Genomic DNA, 15,024 nt, shown 5'->3' on the forward strand with positions numbered 1-15,024 from the left:
GGGTCGAGCCCGCTCCCACAGGCTGTGGGAGCGGGCTTGACCCGCGATGAGGCCCTAACAGGCTACCTGGGCCTCAGATCTGGATGTAGACCACATGGGTATGCGTGTACTCATACAACCCATGCTTGCCATCGGCCCCACCGATCCCCGACTTGCGCGTGCCGGCATGGAAGCCCTGCATGGCCTCGAAGTTCTCGCGGTTGATGTAGGTCTCGCCGAAATCCAGCGCGTTGCTGGCATGCATCGCTGCACTCAGGCTGCGCGTGTACAGCGATGAAGTCAGCCCGTATTCACTGTCGTTGGCCAGCGCAATCGCCTCGTCCAGGCTCTCCACGATCTGGATCGGCAACACCGGCCCGAAGATCTCCTTGCGCATGATCTCCATGTCGGCCGAGCAGCCGGCCAGCACCGTCGGCTGGTAGTGAAAGCCCAGCCCGCGATCGGCCACCGCGCCCCCGGTCACCAACTGCGCGCCCTGCCCGGTGGCGGTGCGCACCATCTGCCCGACCTTGTCCAGGGCGGCCTGGTTGATCAGCGGGCCCATGTCCAGATCCGCCTCGGCCAGCGGGTCACCATAACGGGTGGCGGCCATGGCGCTGGCCAGTTTGTCGGTGAACTCATCCGCCACCTCGCGCTGCACGTACACCCGCTCGGCGCAGTTGCACACCTGCCCGGTGTTGATCACCCGCGACGCGGTGATCGACTTGACCGCCAGCTCCAGGTCCGCATCAGCCAGCACGATGGCCGGCGCCTTGCCGCCCAGCTCCAGGTTGAGCTTGGTGATGTTCGGCGCCGCCGCGGCCATGATCCGCGAGCCGGTGCCCACGCTGCCGGTGAAGCTGATCAGGTCGATGCCGGCGTGGCTGGTCAGGCGCTGGCCCACGGTCGCCCCGGTACCGCACACCACGTTGAACACACCGCTGGGCAGGTCGGTCTCGGCCACCAGGCGGGCGAACTCGAAGCAGTTGATCGGTGTTTCTTCGCTGGGCTTGATCACGATGGTGTTGCCCGTGAGCAGGGCCGGCGCCATCTTGCGGGCGATCAGAAAGAACGGGAAGTTCCACGGCAGAATCCCGGCCACCACACCCAGCGGCTTGCGCAGCAGAAAGATGCTTTCACCGGCGCGGTCGCTGGTGAGCACCTCGCCTTCCAGGCGTCGCGCCCACTCGGCCATGTAGTCCAGGTAGTCGGCAGTGAAGTTGACTTCAACCAGGGCCAGGCCGAGCACCTTGCCCTGCTCGGCGGTGATGATGCGCGCCAGGCGCTCGGCGTTGTCACGCACCTTGCTGGCGATCTTGCGCAGGTAGCCGGCGCGCTCGATGGCCGGGCGCGTGGCCCAGCTCTTCTGGGCCTTGCGCGCGGCGGCAATGGCCTGCTCCACCTGCGCGTCACTGGCCTGGGGTACGCGCCCCAGCAGTCGTCCATTGGCCGGGTTGTGCACCTCGATCTGCGCGTCGCTGTCGACGAACGCATTGGCGATGTAGTTCTGGTAGATGACGTCACTCATGGGTCAATGGCTCCTTTTCAATGGGATGACTTGGCGCTGAACTGCTTCCAGGTATCGCCTTCCTGATGAAGGTCGTGGGCGCGCTTGATCAGGTACTGGTGGATCTGGTCGACCTGCTCGGGGGTGAAGGCGTCGGCGAACGACGGCATGCCATCCGGCACGCGGCCACCGAAGAGGATGCCGAGGAACATCTGGTGTTTTTCCGGGGTGAGCTTGCGCAGGTCGGGCAGCACGCCGCCGCTGACCGCGTGGATACCGTGGCACTGCGAGCAGTAACCGTCGTACAGCTTGGCGCCCGCCTCGATCGAAGCGGTGTCGTTGCTCAACGCGGGTGGTTTGGGGGTGTCCGGGCGTGGCGCCGGCTCTTGCAGCTTGGCGGTGCCGCCCAGCTTGTAGGTCAGCACCTGGGAGTACGGCTGCACGCCGGCCCGCAGCGACAGGGCCCCGGCAAAGGTGGAGAACGCGCCGCCCCAGCCGGCCATGAAGGTCACGTACTGCTCGCCATCCACGCTGTAGGTGACGGGCGCGGCCATCACGCCGCTGGCAGCCGGTTGCTCCCAGAGTTTTTCGCCGGTGTCGGCGGCATAGGCGATCACCCGCCCGTCGGCGCTGCCCTCGAACACCAGGTTGCCCGCAGTACTCAAGGTGCCGCCGTTGAAGATGGTCACGTAGGGCACTTCCCAGGCGGCCTGCTGCTTGACCGGGTCCCAGGCGATCAGCTTGCCCGACCAGCTCTTGGCCATCTCCAGCAGGCCTTCGGCGCCTTCGGGCATCATCCCGGTGCGCAGGCCCAGCTGGTACATGCTCTTGAACGGGTTGCGCTTGGGCGCCTCGGGGATGTGCTCGTAGTAGGCCGACATGATGTGCGCCGGGATGTACACCAGCCCGGTGTCGGGGTTGTACGACATCGGCTGCCAGTCATGCGCGCCCCAGAACGCCGGGGTCACCAGGTTGCGCTTGCCGTTCTTCCAGTAGGCGGCGTTCTCTTCGTCCAGGATCGGCCGCCCGGTCTTCATGTCCATGCCCTTGGTCCAGCTCTGCGGCACGATGCCCTTGGCCGACAGCAGCTCGCCGGTGGCGCGGTCGATCACATAGAAGAAGCCGTTTTTCGGCGCCTGCATCAGCACCTTGCGCGGCTTGCCGTCGATGGGCAGCTCGGCCAGGATCATGTGCTGGGTGGCGGTGTAGTCCCAGGCATCGCCCGGGGTGGTCTGGTAGTGCCACACGTATTCGCCGGTGTCGGCATTGACCGCCACGATGGACGACAGGAACAGGTTGTCGCCCTTGGCCTGGCTACGCCATTTGGGGTCCCACAGCGAGCCGTTGCCCACGCCGATGTACAGCAGGTTCAGCTCCGGGTCGTAGGCGAACGAGTCCCAGGCGGTGCCGCCACCGCCCTGCTCCACATAGGCATCGCCGAACCAGGTCTTGGCGGCGATCTCCATGCCCTTGCCCTCGGGCGGCAGCTTGGGGTCGCCCGGCACGGTGTAGAAGCGCCACGCCTCCTTGCCGGTTTCGGCGTCGTAGGCGGTGACATAGCCCCGCACGCCGAACTCGGCGCCGCCGTTGCCGATCACCACCTTGCCGTTGACCACCCGAGGGGCGCCGGTGATGGTGTAGCTGCGCTTGTGGTCGGCGCGGGTGTCGACCGACCAGGCGCGCTGGCCGGTCTTGGCGTCGATGGCCTCCAGGCGCCCGTCGAGCACGCCCACGTAGACCTTGCCCTTCCACACCGCCACGCCACGGTTGACCGCGTCGCAACAGGCTTCGCCGGCGCGGTGGCGGTCCGATTGCGGGTCGTACTTCCAGATCAGCCTGCCGTCGCGCGCATCCAGCGCGTACACCACCGAGAACGGCCCGGTGGTGTACATCACCCCGTCGACCACGATGGGGGTGGCTTCCACGCCACGGTCCAGGTCCAGCTTGTAGCTCCAGGCCAGGCCCAGCTGGCCGACGTTCTGGTCGCTGATCTGCTTGAGCGGGCTGTAGCGCTGTTCGTCGTAGGTGCGCCCGGTGCTCATCCAGTTACCGGGCTCCTTGTCGGCGGCGATGATGCGCGCGCCATCGACGTTGGCCGGGATGTCCGCAGCCAGCGCCGGTGTACCCGCCAGGCTCAGCAGCACGGCAACGGCAAGGGATTTGAGGGGAAGCGAGGCGAGGCCAGTCTGTCTCATGGGAGTGTCCTGTTCTTATTAGTGGCGCAGTCTTCGCGCTGCGCCATCAGCTCATCGCAACCGCCATGCCAGCTGTGACATGAACCGCCACAACCGCTCTGGCACGCGGCTTTTCGCGCGCCGCACCGATGCCGCCCGCGCTGCAATCAACGCTACAGGTGTTGCATCACCCGCTACACAGGGCGCACACCTGTAGCGCAGTGTTGGCCCGGCGCACGCCGCATTCACAAATCGAATGGCAGGGATTTCAACATTTAATTTGTGGATAGCTAAAGATGGTCATAACGTAGCGGTGCAATCCCTGAACGGGGCCGCCCGCCGCAGGCTGGCCCGGGGGACACAACAACAAACATCGAGACTGTCCATGTCCAGAACCACTTACTTCGCCCCCCACGGCGGGCACCCGGCTCAGACCGAGCTGCTGACAGACCGTGCCATGTTCACCGAAGCCTACGCGGTGATCCCCAAGGGCGTGATGCGTGACATCGTCACCAGCCACCTGCCCTTCTGGGACAAGATGCGCATGTGGGTCATCGCCCGCCCGCTGTCGGGTTTCGCCGAGACCTTCTCGCAGTACATCGTCGAAGTTGCCCCTGAAGGCGGCAGCGAGCGCCCGGAGCAGGACAAGAACGCCGAGGCGGTTCTGTTCGTGGTCGAAGGTGAAGTCGACATCACCCTGCAAGGCAAGCCGTACACCCTCAAGCCAGGCGGCTACGCGTTCATTCCGCCGGGCGCCGACTGGAGCCTGCGCAACAACAGCGCGGCCAACGTGACCTTCCACTGGATCCGCAAGCACTACCAGGAAGTCGAAGGCCTGGCGCACCCGGAAGCGTTCGTCACCAACGAACAGGACGTTACCCCGATCCCGATGCCGGGCACCGATGGCGCCTGGGTCACCACCCGCTTCGTCGACATGGCCGACATGCGCCACGACATGCACGTCAACATCGTGACCTTCCAGCCGGGCGGCACCATCCCGTTCGCGGAAACCCACGTGATGGAGCACGGCCTGTACGTGCTGGAAGGCAAGGCGGTGTACCGCCTGAACCAGGACTGGGTCGAAGTGGAAGCCGGCGACTTCATGTGGCTGCGCGCCTTCTGCCCGCAGGCCTGCTACTCGGGTGGCCCTGGCCCGTTCCGCTACCTGCTGTACAAGGATGTGAACCGCAACGTGAACCTGACGCTGAACCCAAAGCGTTAAGCAGGTAGCGATGCAGAAAGCCCGCCGTGACTGGCGGGCTTTTTTGTGGGGAAGTGACCCGCAGGCTCACACCGCCTGTGCTTCGAGCAGGCCGGTCAACACGCCCGCCAGCGCTCGTACCATCGGGTCGGCCGTCTGGCGATGCAGAATCAGAATCTCGTAGCTGTCGATCACCGGCAGGCCATCCGCCTCGCCGAGCACCCGGTGCTCGGCGGTGACGGCGCGTGGCGGCAGCAGGCTGATGCCCATGCCGTCGGCCACGGCGGCCTGAATGCCGCTGAGGCTGGAGCTGGTGAACGCGATGCGCCAGCGCCGGCCCAGGCTCTCTACTGCGCTGATGATTTCGTCGCGGTACAGCCCGCGTGGCGGAAAGGTCACCAGCGGGATCGGGTCCAGCGCCAGGGCCGGGTTGTGCGCGCTGTCGATCCAGCGCAATTGCTCCGGCCAGCTGGCCACCCCTTCGCGACCGTTGCGCCGCTGCTTGAGCAGCACCAGGTCGAGCTCGCCGTTGTCGTAGCTCTGGCTGAGGTCGCGACACAGGCCGCTGGTGACTTCGAGCTTGACCTGCGGGTGCTTGCGGTTGAACGCCGACAGCGCGTTGGTGGTGCGCCCGCCAACGAAGTCTTCCGGGACGCCCAGGCGCAGGGTCACGCCGACCGTGGCGCCGGCCAGGGCTTCGAGCATCTGGTCGTTGAGGGCGAGCATGTGGCGGGCATAGCCGAGCAGGGTCTGGCCGGCGTCGGTGGGCAGCACTTCGCGATTGCCGCGCTCGAGCAAGCGGTGACCGACCATCTCCTCGAGGCGCCGGACCTTCTGGCTGATGGTCGACTGGGTGGAATGCAGGCGCGTGGCCGCCGTGGTGAAACTGCCGCAGTCGGCCACCACCACGATGGCGCGCAGCAGGTCGAGGTCGAACAGAGACCTGTTGGGTTTGAGGCTGAGGCTCATGGCGGGATTCAGGTTTTGAATGGGTAGGCGGTTTTCTAGCATGTGCCGGGGGGTTGGGCAAATGCGCGAACCTGCAGGAGCCGGCCTAGCCGGCCAAAGGGTTGGGTTACCCCAGCAGGTTCGGCACAGACGAAATCAGCAGCGAGACACCCGAGGCAGTCAGCAAGCCCAGCACGATGCGGCGAAACTGCAGGTCGCTGATGCCGATGTACAGGCGCGTACCAAGGAAGGTCGGAATCAGCATGGCCGGCGCGACGATGGCGAAGAACGGCAGCATGTCCACCGTAACGATGCCGGTGCCCAGGTAGGTGAGCATGGTCACGAACAGCATCGACAGGTTGAAGTTCTGGATGATCGAGCGCTGCAGGTCGCGCTCGTAGCCCTTGAGGGTGCACCACAGCGTCGGGACCGTGCCGGTGAAACCGCCAAGCCCACCCATAACGCCACCGATCACACCGATGACGCCATCGACCAGCCGGCCGGCCAGCGGGATTCTCGGCAATCTGCCGGCCAGCAGCATGACCGGGCACCAAGTCACCAGCAGGGCCCCGAGCAAGGTCTTGAACCAGTGCATGTCCAGGTTGGGCAACAGCGCAACACCCAGAGGAATGCCGGCCAGGCCACCGAGGATGAAGGGCAGCAGGCGTTGCAGGCTCAAGCCCCGGTGCACCGAGAACGCGGCCACCACCTGCCCGGTGAGGCCGCCGAACACCGCCAGGGTGGCGGCCAGCTTCGGGTCGAGCACCCAGGCCCAGAACGACATCGCGACCATGCTGAAGGCGAAGCCCGAAAGCCCCTGGACGAACCCCGCAACAACGGCCCCGAGAGCGACCACCAGGTAGATCGTGAGCATCTGCAAGACATCCGGGGTGACTGTGAACGAGTTAGCGATGATGCCATCGCGCAGGGGGGGCCTGTCCAGCATGTCAGCCCCCACTGCAACATCGTCACACCGCCAGCAGCACGCCCCACAACGGCAACGCTGCGGCCAGCCAAACCATTGCACGCGGCCAGTACGGCAACAGCATCGCCACCCCGAACCCCGCCAGTGAAATACCGCCAAACCAGGCTACCGGCCCCATCGCCCAGCCCCAGGCCACGCAACTGACCCACAGGCTGATGGCCAGCGCCGACCAGCCCGCCGACCGCAGGGCCACCCGCATCCAGGGTGCAGGTGCCCTGCCCCACACCTGCTTGTAGTGCCGCTCCAGCCCCAGGCACAACGCCAACATGCCCACATAGGCAAACACCACCGCGCCGATCATCAGCATGTCATTGCCCCTCCACCGCTACCGTCGCACGCTTGCGCGCAGGTTTTTCTTCACGCGGCGCCACGCAGCGCCATGCCGCATACGCCAGCAACCCACCCAGCACCACGCTGGTGGCCTCCAGCACGCGGTGCGCCGGGTCGTGCTGCGCGGTCAACGCGCCCAGCACCGGCAGGCCGATGCACAGTACCGCGGCCAGCCCCAGCTGCTCGGCCCAGGCGCGCTGCGCCGGGCGCAAACCGGCATGCAGCAGCGACAGCAACCACACCGCGAAGAACGCCTTGACCTCCCAGTTGGCCCGCTGCGCCAGCTCCACCGGCAGCAGGCGGTTGGCCCACAGCAAGCCTGCGCAGGCCAGCATCAGGCCGGCGACGAACGCCACGTTGAAGCTCTCGGCCACCTTGTACCAACGCTGCGCCGACACCGAGGCACTGGCGTACTTGCGCCGGCGCTTGACGCAGAACAGTACCAGCCCGGTGCCGATCATCGCGGTGCTGACCAACGCACACACGAAGTACAGCCAGCGCATCGGATAGCCGCCGAACTGCGCGAAGTGCAGCCCCGCCATCACCCGCTGGGTGAGCACGGCAGGCCGCATGTCGGGCACATCGCGCAGCAGCTCGCCGCTGACGCCGTCGAACACCATGGCCTGCCCCTTGCTCAGGGCGATGCGATACCCCAGGGTCGGGCGCACCTCGATCCGCGCGGCGGCCGTACCGGGGTTGGAGATACCGATGCTGCTGATGGCGCCCAGCCGCTCTTGCGCGCTGGCCAGTACCGGGGCCAGGTCGACCAGCGCGGCTGGCTGCTTGAGCGCCGCGCGCTGCGTGGGCAGACGCTGCTCGCCCTGGGCCTTGTAGTACGCCTGGTTGTCACCCTCGAACAGCGCATCCACCGCCGCCGGCATGTAGATCAGCAAAAAGATCACCAGCCCGGTGTAGGTGATCATCAGGTGAAACGGCAACAGCAGCACCGCGCTGGCGTTGTGAAAATCCAGCCACGAGCGCTGGCCCTTGCCGGGGCGGAAGGTGAAGAACTCCTTGAAGATCTTCTTGTGGATCACGATGCCGCTGACCAGCCCCACCAGCATCACGATCGCCAGGGCGCCGACCACGAAGATGCCCCAGTTGCGCGGCAGGTTCAGGGTGAAGTGAAAGCGGAAGAAGAAGCTGCCGCCGGCCGTTTCGCGCACCTCGATCGGCTCGCCGGTATGCGGGTCGAGCGCGGTGCCGCCACCGCGTCGACGCTCGCCGGACGCTACCTGCAAACCGGGCGAACGTGCATCCGGCAGGCTGATGTTCCAGTTGCTGGCGCCCGGTGCATGCTGGGTCAGGTAGGCCAGCCCGCGTTGCGCGGCCTGCAACTGGGTGAGGTCGTGGCTGCGCACCTCGGGGCGCATCCAGTTGTCGATTTCGCTGTCGAACACCGCCAGCGTACCGGTGGCGAATATCGCGAACAGAAGCCAGCCGAAGATCAGGCCGGCCCAGGTGTGCAGCCACGCCATGGATTGGGTGAAGGTATTTTTCATCTCACAGGCTCCACAACTGCGGCCAGAAGCCGACCGCCGCCAACGGCACCGCCAGCGCCGCCGGCCACCACGCACGCAGGGCATCGCGACTGGCGAAGGCCCACAGGAACGCGCAGGTGTAGAACGCAAAGGACGGCAGGCTGGCCACGATCACCGCATCCACCGCAGGCATTGGCAGCACACGGGCCAGAAAAGCCGTGGCCGCATAGCTGAATGCATAGCCGCCCAGCAAGGCGGCTGCCGCGCGCGACACAATCAACAACCAGACCGGTCGGGTGTTGCTCATCAGGTTTCTCCTTGTGCTGCCGCTGGCAGGCGCAGGTTCACGCGCAGGCCCGGCTTGAGGTTCTGTGCCCATACCTGGCCGCCCTGCAACTGCACCCGGCAACGGGCGATCGTCAGGCCCAGGCCGAAGCCGTCGCCGCCCGGGCGTGCGGCGTCGAGTCGGGTAAAAGGTTGGAAGATGGTCTCCAGCGCAGCCTCGGCCACGCCGGGGCCCTGGTCGTCGATCCACAGGTGCCAGCAATCGCCATCGCGCCGGCCGCCCAGGCGCACCTGCCCGTTGGCAGGCGAATGGCGGATGGCATTGCGCACGATGTTTTCCATCGCCTGGGCCAGGCCGTTGAGGTGGCCGCGCACCAGGCAGTCTTCGGTGAGCGCCATGGGCAGTTGCCCCTCGCGCCAGCCGGACTCGAAACAGGCGTTCTCGCGTACCACCTCCCACAGGGTCTGCACCTCGACCGTGTCCAGCGCCAGTTGCGGGCGCTCGGTGCCGAGCCACACCAGCTCCAGGGTGTCGTCGACCAGCTGGCGCATGCACTGCACCTCGCGGGTCAGGCGCTCGCGCAACACGTCATCGTCGGGCTCGTTTTCGGCGGCCATGTGCAGGCGCGTCAACGGCGTGCGCAACTCGTGGGACAGGTCGGCGAGCAGGCGCTGCTGCAGCGACACGGTCTTTTCGAGGCGCTCGGCCATGTGGTCGAAGGCCCGCCCCAGATCGCCCAGTTCGTCGCTACGCCGGGAAATCGCCGGGTCGACCCGGGTGTCCAGGCGGTCGGCACGCAGGGCATTGGCCTGGGCGCGCAGGTGCGCCAGCGGGCCGATCAGCACGCGATACAGCAGAAAACCCGCCAGCAGTGCCAACAGCGCCGGCAGCAGCCCGTGGATCAGCAGTTGCACCAGCAGCGGACGCATCGACGGCATGAAGCGCTCGGGCAACTGGATCACCAGCCTGCCGGCCTGGGGCGCCTCGGGGAACGGCACGCTGATCGCCGGCAGCTCGGGGGAGCGCTTGCTCATGGGCCAGTCGAGCTCGCGCATGAACGTCACGTACTTCTGCTGCTCATCGGTCAGCGTCTGGCTGCTCAACGAGCGCAGGTCGCTGCCCAGCACCAGCGCCCAGCCCGGCTCGCGGATCTTCAGGTCGGCCAGCCACCGGTCGACGCCTGGCGTACCGCCGCTGCGCCACGCCGCGTGGGCCTCCACGGCGTAGCCCTTGAGCACCTGGCGCGCCTCCTCGCTCAGGTGATAGCTCCTGCGCTCCAGGTGCGCACCGCCCGAGCGGCTGAACCAGATGATCGACAGGCACAGCACCACCAGAAGCGCGCACAGTTTCCACAGCAGCGAGTGACGTCCGGGCAAGCTCATGCCGGCACCTGTGTCAGCACGTAGCCCTTGCCCCATACCGTGGCCAGGCGGCCGGCATAGCCGATGGCGGCCAGCTTGCGGCGCACATGGCTGACGTGCATGTCCAGCACGCGGTCCTGCTGGGAGAACGGCCTGTGCAGCACCTGCTGGTAGAGGAACGGCTTGCTCAGCACTTCCTCGGGGTGCGCCAGCAGCACTTGCATCAGGCGGTACTCGATGGGGGTGAAGCTGGCCACCGCGGCGCCCAGCTGCATGTCCTGGCGCATGTCCTTGCGCAGCGCCGCCGGCTCGCCCTGCGCGCCTTCCGGCGCGGCCCGCTCATAGGCAACCCGGCGCAGCACCGCATCGATGCGCACGTCCATCTCGTTCATGCTGAACGGCTTGGGCAGGTAGTCGTCGGCGCCCTGGCTGAAGCCGACGATGCGGTCCTGCTCGGCACCCAGTGCCGACATCAGGATCACCGGCACCATGAACCGCTCGCGCAATTCACCCAGCAGTTGCAGGCCGTCGCGACCGGGCAGGAGGATGTCCATGAGGATCAGGTCGAAGGCCGTCCAGGCCTGCAGGTCGGTGCTGTCGTCCACGCCATGACAGACGCTCACATCGAAACCGCGGCGACGCAGGTGCTGTTCCAGATGGGCCGCCAGCAGCGGATCGTCCTCGACGGCCAGAATCTTCGTGGCAGGTTGTGCTGATAGATAACTCACGCTTCACCTTGGGTAGTACGGGTGTAGAGGGCCTGAAAACACAAAAAGCCGCCCCGGGCCGATCGATGCGCGATCGACCCGGGGCAGCCTGTAGGCAATGGCGGCTCAGAACGAGATGTTCAGTGCCGCGAACAGCGCCCGGCCCGGCTGGTTGTAGGTGTTGGCGCCCGAACTGCTGGCGTTGCCACCCCGGTGGATCTGCTTGTCGAACACGTTGTTCACGCCAAAGCGCACGTCGTAGTTCTTGGTGATCTTGTAGCCGGTGCTCACATCGACCAGGCCGTAGGCTTCGACGTCCTGCTGGGCATCCAGGTCGTAGTTCTGCTGGGTGCGGTAGTTGTAGGTCGGCGACTTCTGCTTGCCGAAGTAGGTACCGGCGACCTGGAACGACAGCTTGTCGGTGGCACGCCAGTCCAGGGTGCTGTTGACCGTGTACTTGGGAATCACGCTCAGCGGCTCGCCGGTGTCGCGGTTGTCGTTGTTGAGCATCAGGGTGAGGTTGGTGTTCCAGTCCAGCGACGGGGTCAGCTCGACGAAGAAGTTGCCTTCTACCCCTTCCACCAGTGCCTTGCCGGCGTTTTCCCACTGGGTCACGCGGCGACCGCTGTTGATGTCGTAGATCACGTCGGTGCCACCGATGATCTTGTTCTTGTAGTCGTTGCGAAAGTACGTCGCGCTGGTGCGCCAGGTGCCACGGTCGTAGAGCAGGCCGATTTCCTTGTTGACGCTGGTTTCGGGGTCGAGGTTGGGGTTGCCCTGCAGGTAGCAGCCGCCGTTGTTGGTCTGCTGGGTGCTGCAACCGTTGCCCCGGCTGTAGAGCAGGTAGTTGGGGTTGGCCTGGTACAGGTTCGGGGTCTTGTAGGCCCGTGCGATACCGCCCTTGACGGTGAGGTCGTCGGTGAGCTTGTGCGCCACGTTCAGGCTCGGGCTGTAGTTGTCGCCGAACTCTTCGTGGTGGTCCAGGCGCAGGCCCGGGGTGATGGTGGTGTCGCCGATCACGATGTTGTCTTCGGCGAACAGGGCAAAGCTCTTGGCCGACATCTTCGAGTCGCTGCGATCGAAGCCTGCGATTTCATTGCCGGCACCACCGCTGGGGTCGAAGCTTTGCGGACGCAGCGAGCCCTTGTCGTTGAGCACTTCGTACAGGTACTCGCCACCCAGGGTCAGCACATGTTCGCTGCTGTCGAGGCTGAACGGCAGGTTCACTTCGCTGGACAGGCGCGTGTTGCGCAGGCGCGACATGTCGGCACCGGTGTCGTTGATCGAGCCTTCCGGGCCACCGGCCAGACCTTCGTTGAGGCGCCAGTTGCGCACGTATTCATACGACAGCGACGACTTGGTCGAGCCCCACTGGAAGTCGCCCAGGTGCGTGAGGTCGTAGGTGCTGCGTTGCATCACGTTGGTTTCGTGGCCGTACAGGCTGGAGATGCGCTCCACGTCACCGCCGCCGTTGCTGTTCATGGTGTCGCCGGCGTAGATATTGCCCTGGCGGCTGTAGCCGCTGCCCAGCTCCAGGCGGTGTTCATCGTTCAGGCGCCAGCTGAGCAGGCCGTTGATGTCCTTGTTGCGCACGCCTTCGCGGCCGGCCACCAGCGCGCTGTTGGCGCTCTTGGCGTTGATGTCCAGGTCATCGGCGTCGGTCTTGGCCAGGCCGCCATACACACGGAACGCCAGGTCGTCGGTGAGGCCGCCGCTGAGGCTGAAGTTGGTGCGCTTGCTGGCGCCTTCGGCGTGGTCTTCGGGCAGCGTGGTGAACAGGCTGACGTTGCCCTGCAGCTCCTGGGTGGGGCGTTTGGTGATGATGTTGACCACCCCGCCCATTGCGCCGGAGCCATAGCGTGCAGCAGCCGGGCCGCGCAGGATCTCGATGCGCTCCACCGCCTCGGCCGGTACCCAGTTGGTTTCGCCACGGGTGTCGCGGTCGCCGTTCCAGCCGTAGCGCACTGCGTTGCGGGCGCTGGAGGGCTTGCCGTCGATCAGGATCAGGGTGTTTTCCGGGCCCATGCCGCGCAGGTCGATCTGGCGGTTGTTGCCGCGCGCGCCGCTGGCGCTGTTGCCGGTGAGGTTGACCCCCGGTTCGCGACGGATGATGTCGGACAGGTCGTTGGCGGGCGGGTGACGCTTGATGTCCTCGGCGGTGATGATCGAAGAGCCCAGTGCCTGCTTGGCTTCCTGCTCGGCGGTGACCATGGTGTTCTGGATCACCAGGGTGTTCTCGCCGTTCTGCTCGTCATCGGCCTGGGCCGAGGTGGCAATCAGGGCCGGCGATGACAGCGCGACAAAGGCCCAGGCCAGGCTGTTGTGGGTACTTCTGGACTGCATTTCACGTCTCCGTCACATCAAGCACAAGGGCAGCCTGCACGGCAGGGCTGCCACAAAGAGACGCCAAATATAATGATTCTCAAATGGGTTTAAATCTTATTTACGAAATTTACACATGGTTTCGCCTGGGCTGATAACCGATCTGTCTAATTTAATAAACAAACCATCAGTCATCACCCGCAAAAAAACGGAAACATCGGCAATTTTGCGTTTTATCTGCGAACACCCCGCCTCAAAGTGGAAATATTAATTGACACTTGTCTGTCAATTTTCTTATGGTCCGTGCCTCCTGTATGCCATCACTGCGCCACCCCTGCCGAGCACCGCCCAACGATGCCTACCCGCGATCCAGAGCGGGCCGTTGCTGCTCGACACCGTGAAATCAAGGACCTGATCATGTTGCTGCGTCGCCTGCGAATTCAATGGAAGATCACCTTGCTGGCGGGCCTGTGCCTGCTGGCCGTCGTGGTGGTGCTGATGGTGGCGACACGGGTGCAGTCCTCGCGCAGCGCCACGCTGGTGAGCAGCGCCAGCACCCAGATGCTCGACCAGAACGCGCGCCTGCGCCTGCACACCTACGCGCAGCTGCAGGCGGCGCAGATCCAGCGCTACTTTCAGAGCGCCTACCTGTACGGCAACGGTTTTGCAGACCTGGTGATGTACCTGCGCGCCCAGGGCAATGGCGACCTGCGCCAGGCCCTGACCCGCGAAACCGAACGGGCGCTGGGCAACAACCCCGAACTGCTCGGGCTGTACCTGGTGTTCCTGCCCGATGCGCTGGACGGCAAGGACGCGGCCTTCGTCAACCAGGCCGGCGCTGGCAGCAACGAGGCCGGACGGTTCTCGTTGTACTGGTCGCAGCCCAGCCCCGGCACCCTGGAGCGCGAGGCGATGCCTGAATCGATGCTCGCCGACACCAGCGTCTCGGCCAATGGCTCGGTCTCCAACCGCTGGCTGACCTGCACCCTGGAGAGCGGTGACACCTGCATGGTGGAGCCCTACTTCGACACCGTGGGCGACCGCACCCCGCTGACCACCAGCATCTCCATCCCGCTCAAGCACAACGGCAAGCTGATCGGCGTGCTGGGTGTGGACATCAGCCTGGACAACCTGCAGCTGCTGAGCCTGGAGGGACGCAAGGACCTGTTCGACGGCAACGGGCAGGTGAGCATCGTCAGCGCGACCGGCCTGCTGGCCGGCCACAGCGAGGACAGCGGCCAGTTGAGCAAGCACTTCGAGCAGGTGTTCGGCACCGACTCCAGGGCCCTGGCCGAACAGATGCGCGCCGGCAAGGCGGCCGAATTCAACGACAACGGCCTGCTGCAGGTGAGCCAGTCGTTCGCCCCGGTGCCCGGTGCCCAGCCGTGGAGCGTGCTGCTGGAGGTGCCCGAGCAGGTGCTGCGTGCGCCGGCCGTGGCACTCAACAATCGCCTGGACACCTACAATGCCAGCGCCAACCTCAGCAGCCTGTTGATGGCACTGGTGGCCGCGGTGGTGGGGTTGCTGGTGATCTGGCTGACCGCGCGCGGCGTGACCCGCCCGATACTGGACGTGGCGGCGATGCTCAAGGACATCGCCAGTGGCGAGGGCGACCTGACCCGGCGCCTGGAGTATGCGGGCAAGGACGAGCTGGGTGAGCTGGCGGGCTGGTTCAACCGGTTTCTCGACAAGCTGCAGCCGGTGATTGCCGACGTGAAGGCCTCGGTGCACGACGCACGCGGC

The 15,024-nt window shown here is 65.7% G+C and carries 11 protein-coding genes and 1 pseudogene; 2 read left to right on the forward strand and 10 right to left on the reverse strand.

Annotation, left to right across the window (positions count from 1 at the left end):
* Positions 1 to 73: 73 nt before the first annotated feature.
* Both aldA and B4I46_RS06595 read right to left on the reverse strand, forming a co-directional pair.
* On the reverse strand, positions 74 to 1,507 hold the full coding sequence (aldA, locus tag B4I46_RS06590) for an aldehyde dehydrogenase (protein ID WP_286899188.1): 1,434 nt from the start codon (positions 1,505 to 1,507) through the stop codon (positions 74 to 76).
* Positions 1,508 to 1,524: 17 nt separating this feature from the next.
* Positions 1,525 to 3,681, reverse strand: coding sequence for a PQQ-dependent dehydrogenase, methanol/ethanol family (locus B4I46_RS06595; protein ID WP_286899191.1), 2,157 nt, complete (start codon positions 3,679 to 3,681; stop codon positions 1,525 to 1,527).
* Between the two features lie 364 nt (positions 3,682 to 4,045).
* Between B4I46_RS06595 and B4I46_RS06600 the strand changes: the two genes are divergently transcribed.
* Positions 4,046 to 4,882 carry a bifunctional allantoicase/(S)-ureidoglycine aminohydrolase gene (locus B4I46_RS06600; protein ID WP_043861160.1) on the forward strand — a complete coding sequence of 279 codons (837 nt, stop codon included), beginning with the start codon at positions 4,046 to 4,048 and terminating at the stop codon, positions 4,880 to 4,882.
* Between the two features lie 66 nt (positions 4,883 to 4,948).
* On the opposite strand, the gene B4I46_RS06605 is transcribed toward B4I46_RS06600, so the two are convergent.
* The 8 genes from B4I46_RS06605 to B4I46_RS06640 all read right to left on the reverse strand — a co-directional run bounded on the left by B4I46_RS06605 (position 4,949) and on the right by B4I46_RS06640 (position 13,302).
* Complete coding sequence (locus B4I46_RS06605; protein ID WP_043861159.1) at positions 4,949 to 5,830, reverse strand: LysR substrate-binding domain-containing protein; 882 nt, start codon at positions 5,828 to 5,830, stop codon at positions 4,949 to 4,951.
* A gap of 106 nt (positions 5,831 to 5,936) precedes the next feature.
* Positions 5,937 to 6,755: a sulfite exporter TauE/SafE family protein gene (locus B4I46_RS06610; RefSeq protein WP_240619892.1), complete on the reverse strand. Its 819-nt coding sequence runs from the start codon at positions 6,753 to 6,755 to the stop codon at positions 5,937 to 5,939.
* A gap of 22 nt (positions 6,756 to 6,777) precedes the next feature.
* Complete coding sequence (locus tag B4I46_RS06615; protein ID WP_100633316.1) at positions 6,778 to 7,101, reverse strand: DUF3325 domain-containing protein; 324 nt, start codon at positions 7,099 to 7,101, stop codon at positions 6,778 to 6,780.
* Position 7,102: 1 nt separating this feature from the next.
* Positions 7,103 to 8,626, reverse strand: a complete 1,524-nt coding sequence (locus B4I46_RS06620) for a PepSY-associated TM helix domain-containing protein (protein WP_100633314.1) — start codon at positions 8,624 to 8,626, stop codon at positions 7,103 to 7,105.
* Position 8,627: 1 nt separating this feature from the next.
* Positions 8,628 to 8,912 carry a hypothetical protein gene (locus B4I46_RS06625; RefSeq protein ID WP_043861156.1) on the reverse strand — a complete coding sequence of 95 codons (285 nt, stop codon included), beginning with the start codon at positions 8,910 to 8,912 and terminating at the stop codon, positions 8,628 to 8,630.
* Complete coding sequence (locus tag B4I46_RS06630) at positions 8,912 to 10,273, reverse strand: sensor histidine kinase (protein ID WP_054915162.1); 1,362 nt, start codon at positions 10,271 to 10,273, stop codon at positions 8,912 to 8,914. The genes B4I46_RS06625 and B4I46_RS06630 overlap by 1 nt, the downstream gene beginning before the upstream one ends.
* Complete coding sequence (locus tag B4I46_RS06635) at positions 10,270 to 10,980, reverse strand: response regulator transcription factor (protein ID WP_104572668.1); 711 nt, start codon at positions 10,978 to 10,980, stop codon at positions 10,270 to 10,272. The genes B4I46_RS06630 and B4I46_RS06635 overlap by 4 nt, the downstream gene beginning before the upstream one ends.
* Before the next feature lie 105 nt (positions 10,981 to 11,085).
* A complete protein-coding gene (locus B4I46_RS06640; RefSeq protein WP_286899200.1) occupies positions 11,086 to 13,302 on the reverse strand; it encodes a TonB-dependent siderophore receptor in 2,217 nt (738 codons plus the stop codon).
* Between the two features lie 657 nt (positions 13,303 to 13,959).
* Here B4I46_RS06640 and B4I46_RS25585 point away from each other — a divergent pair.
* A pseudogene (locus B4I46_RS25585) lies at positions 13,960 to 14,967 on the forward strand (HAMP domain-containing protein); the annotation flags it as partial.
* Positions 14,968 to 15,024 lie beyond the last annotated feature (57 nt).

Origin of the sequence: Pseudomonas sp. UBA7500 (genome assembly GCF_002478435.1) — a bacterium.
GTDB classification, from domain to species: Bacteria; Pseudomonadota; Gammaproteobacteria; order Pseudomonadales; family Pseudomonadaceae; genus Aquipseudomonas; species Aquipseudomonas palmensis.

Coding starts and splice junctions, on each gene's coding strand:
- B4I46_RS06600 (WP_043861160.1), top strand. CDS start 4,046: ATGTCCAGAACCACTTACTTCGCCCCCCACGGCGGGCACCCGGCTCAG.
- B4I46_RS06625 (WP_043861156.1), bottom strand. CDS start 8,912: ATGAGCAACACCCGACCGGTCTGGTTGTTGATTGTGTCGCGCGCGGCA.
- B4I46_RS06615 (WP_100633316.1), bottom strand. CDS start 7,101: ATGCTGATGATCGGCGCGGTGGTGTTTGCCTATGTGGGCATGTTGGCG.
- B4I46_RS06595 (WP_286899191.1), bottom strand. CDS start 3,681: ATGAGACAGACTGGCCTCGCCTCGCTTCCCCTCAAATCCCTTGCCGTT.
- B4I46_RS06605 (WP_043861159.1), bottom strand. CDS start 5,830: ATGAGCCTCAGCCTCAAACCCAACAGGTCTCTGTTCGACCTCGACCTG.
- B4I46_RS06640 (WP_286899200.1), bottom strand. CDS start 13,302: ATGCAGTCCAGAAGTACCCACAACAGCCTGGCCTGGGCCTTTGTCGCG.
- B4I46_RS06610 (WP_240619892.1), bottom strand. CDS start 6,755: ATGCTGGACAGGCCCCCCCTGCGCGATGGCATCATCGCTAACTCGTTC.
- B4I46_RS06620 (WP_100633314.1), bottom strand. CDS start 8,626: ATGAAAAATACCTTCACCCAATCCATGGCGTGGCTGCACACCTGGGCC.
- aldA (WP_286899188.1), bottom strand. CDS start 1,507: ATGAGTGACGTCATCTACCAGAACTACATCGCCAATGCGTTCGTCGAC.
- B4I46_RS06630 (WP_054915162.1), bottom strand. CDS start 10,273: ATGAGCTTGCCCGGACGTCACTCGCTGCTGTGGAAACTGTGCGCGCTT.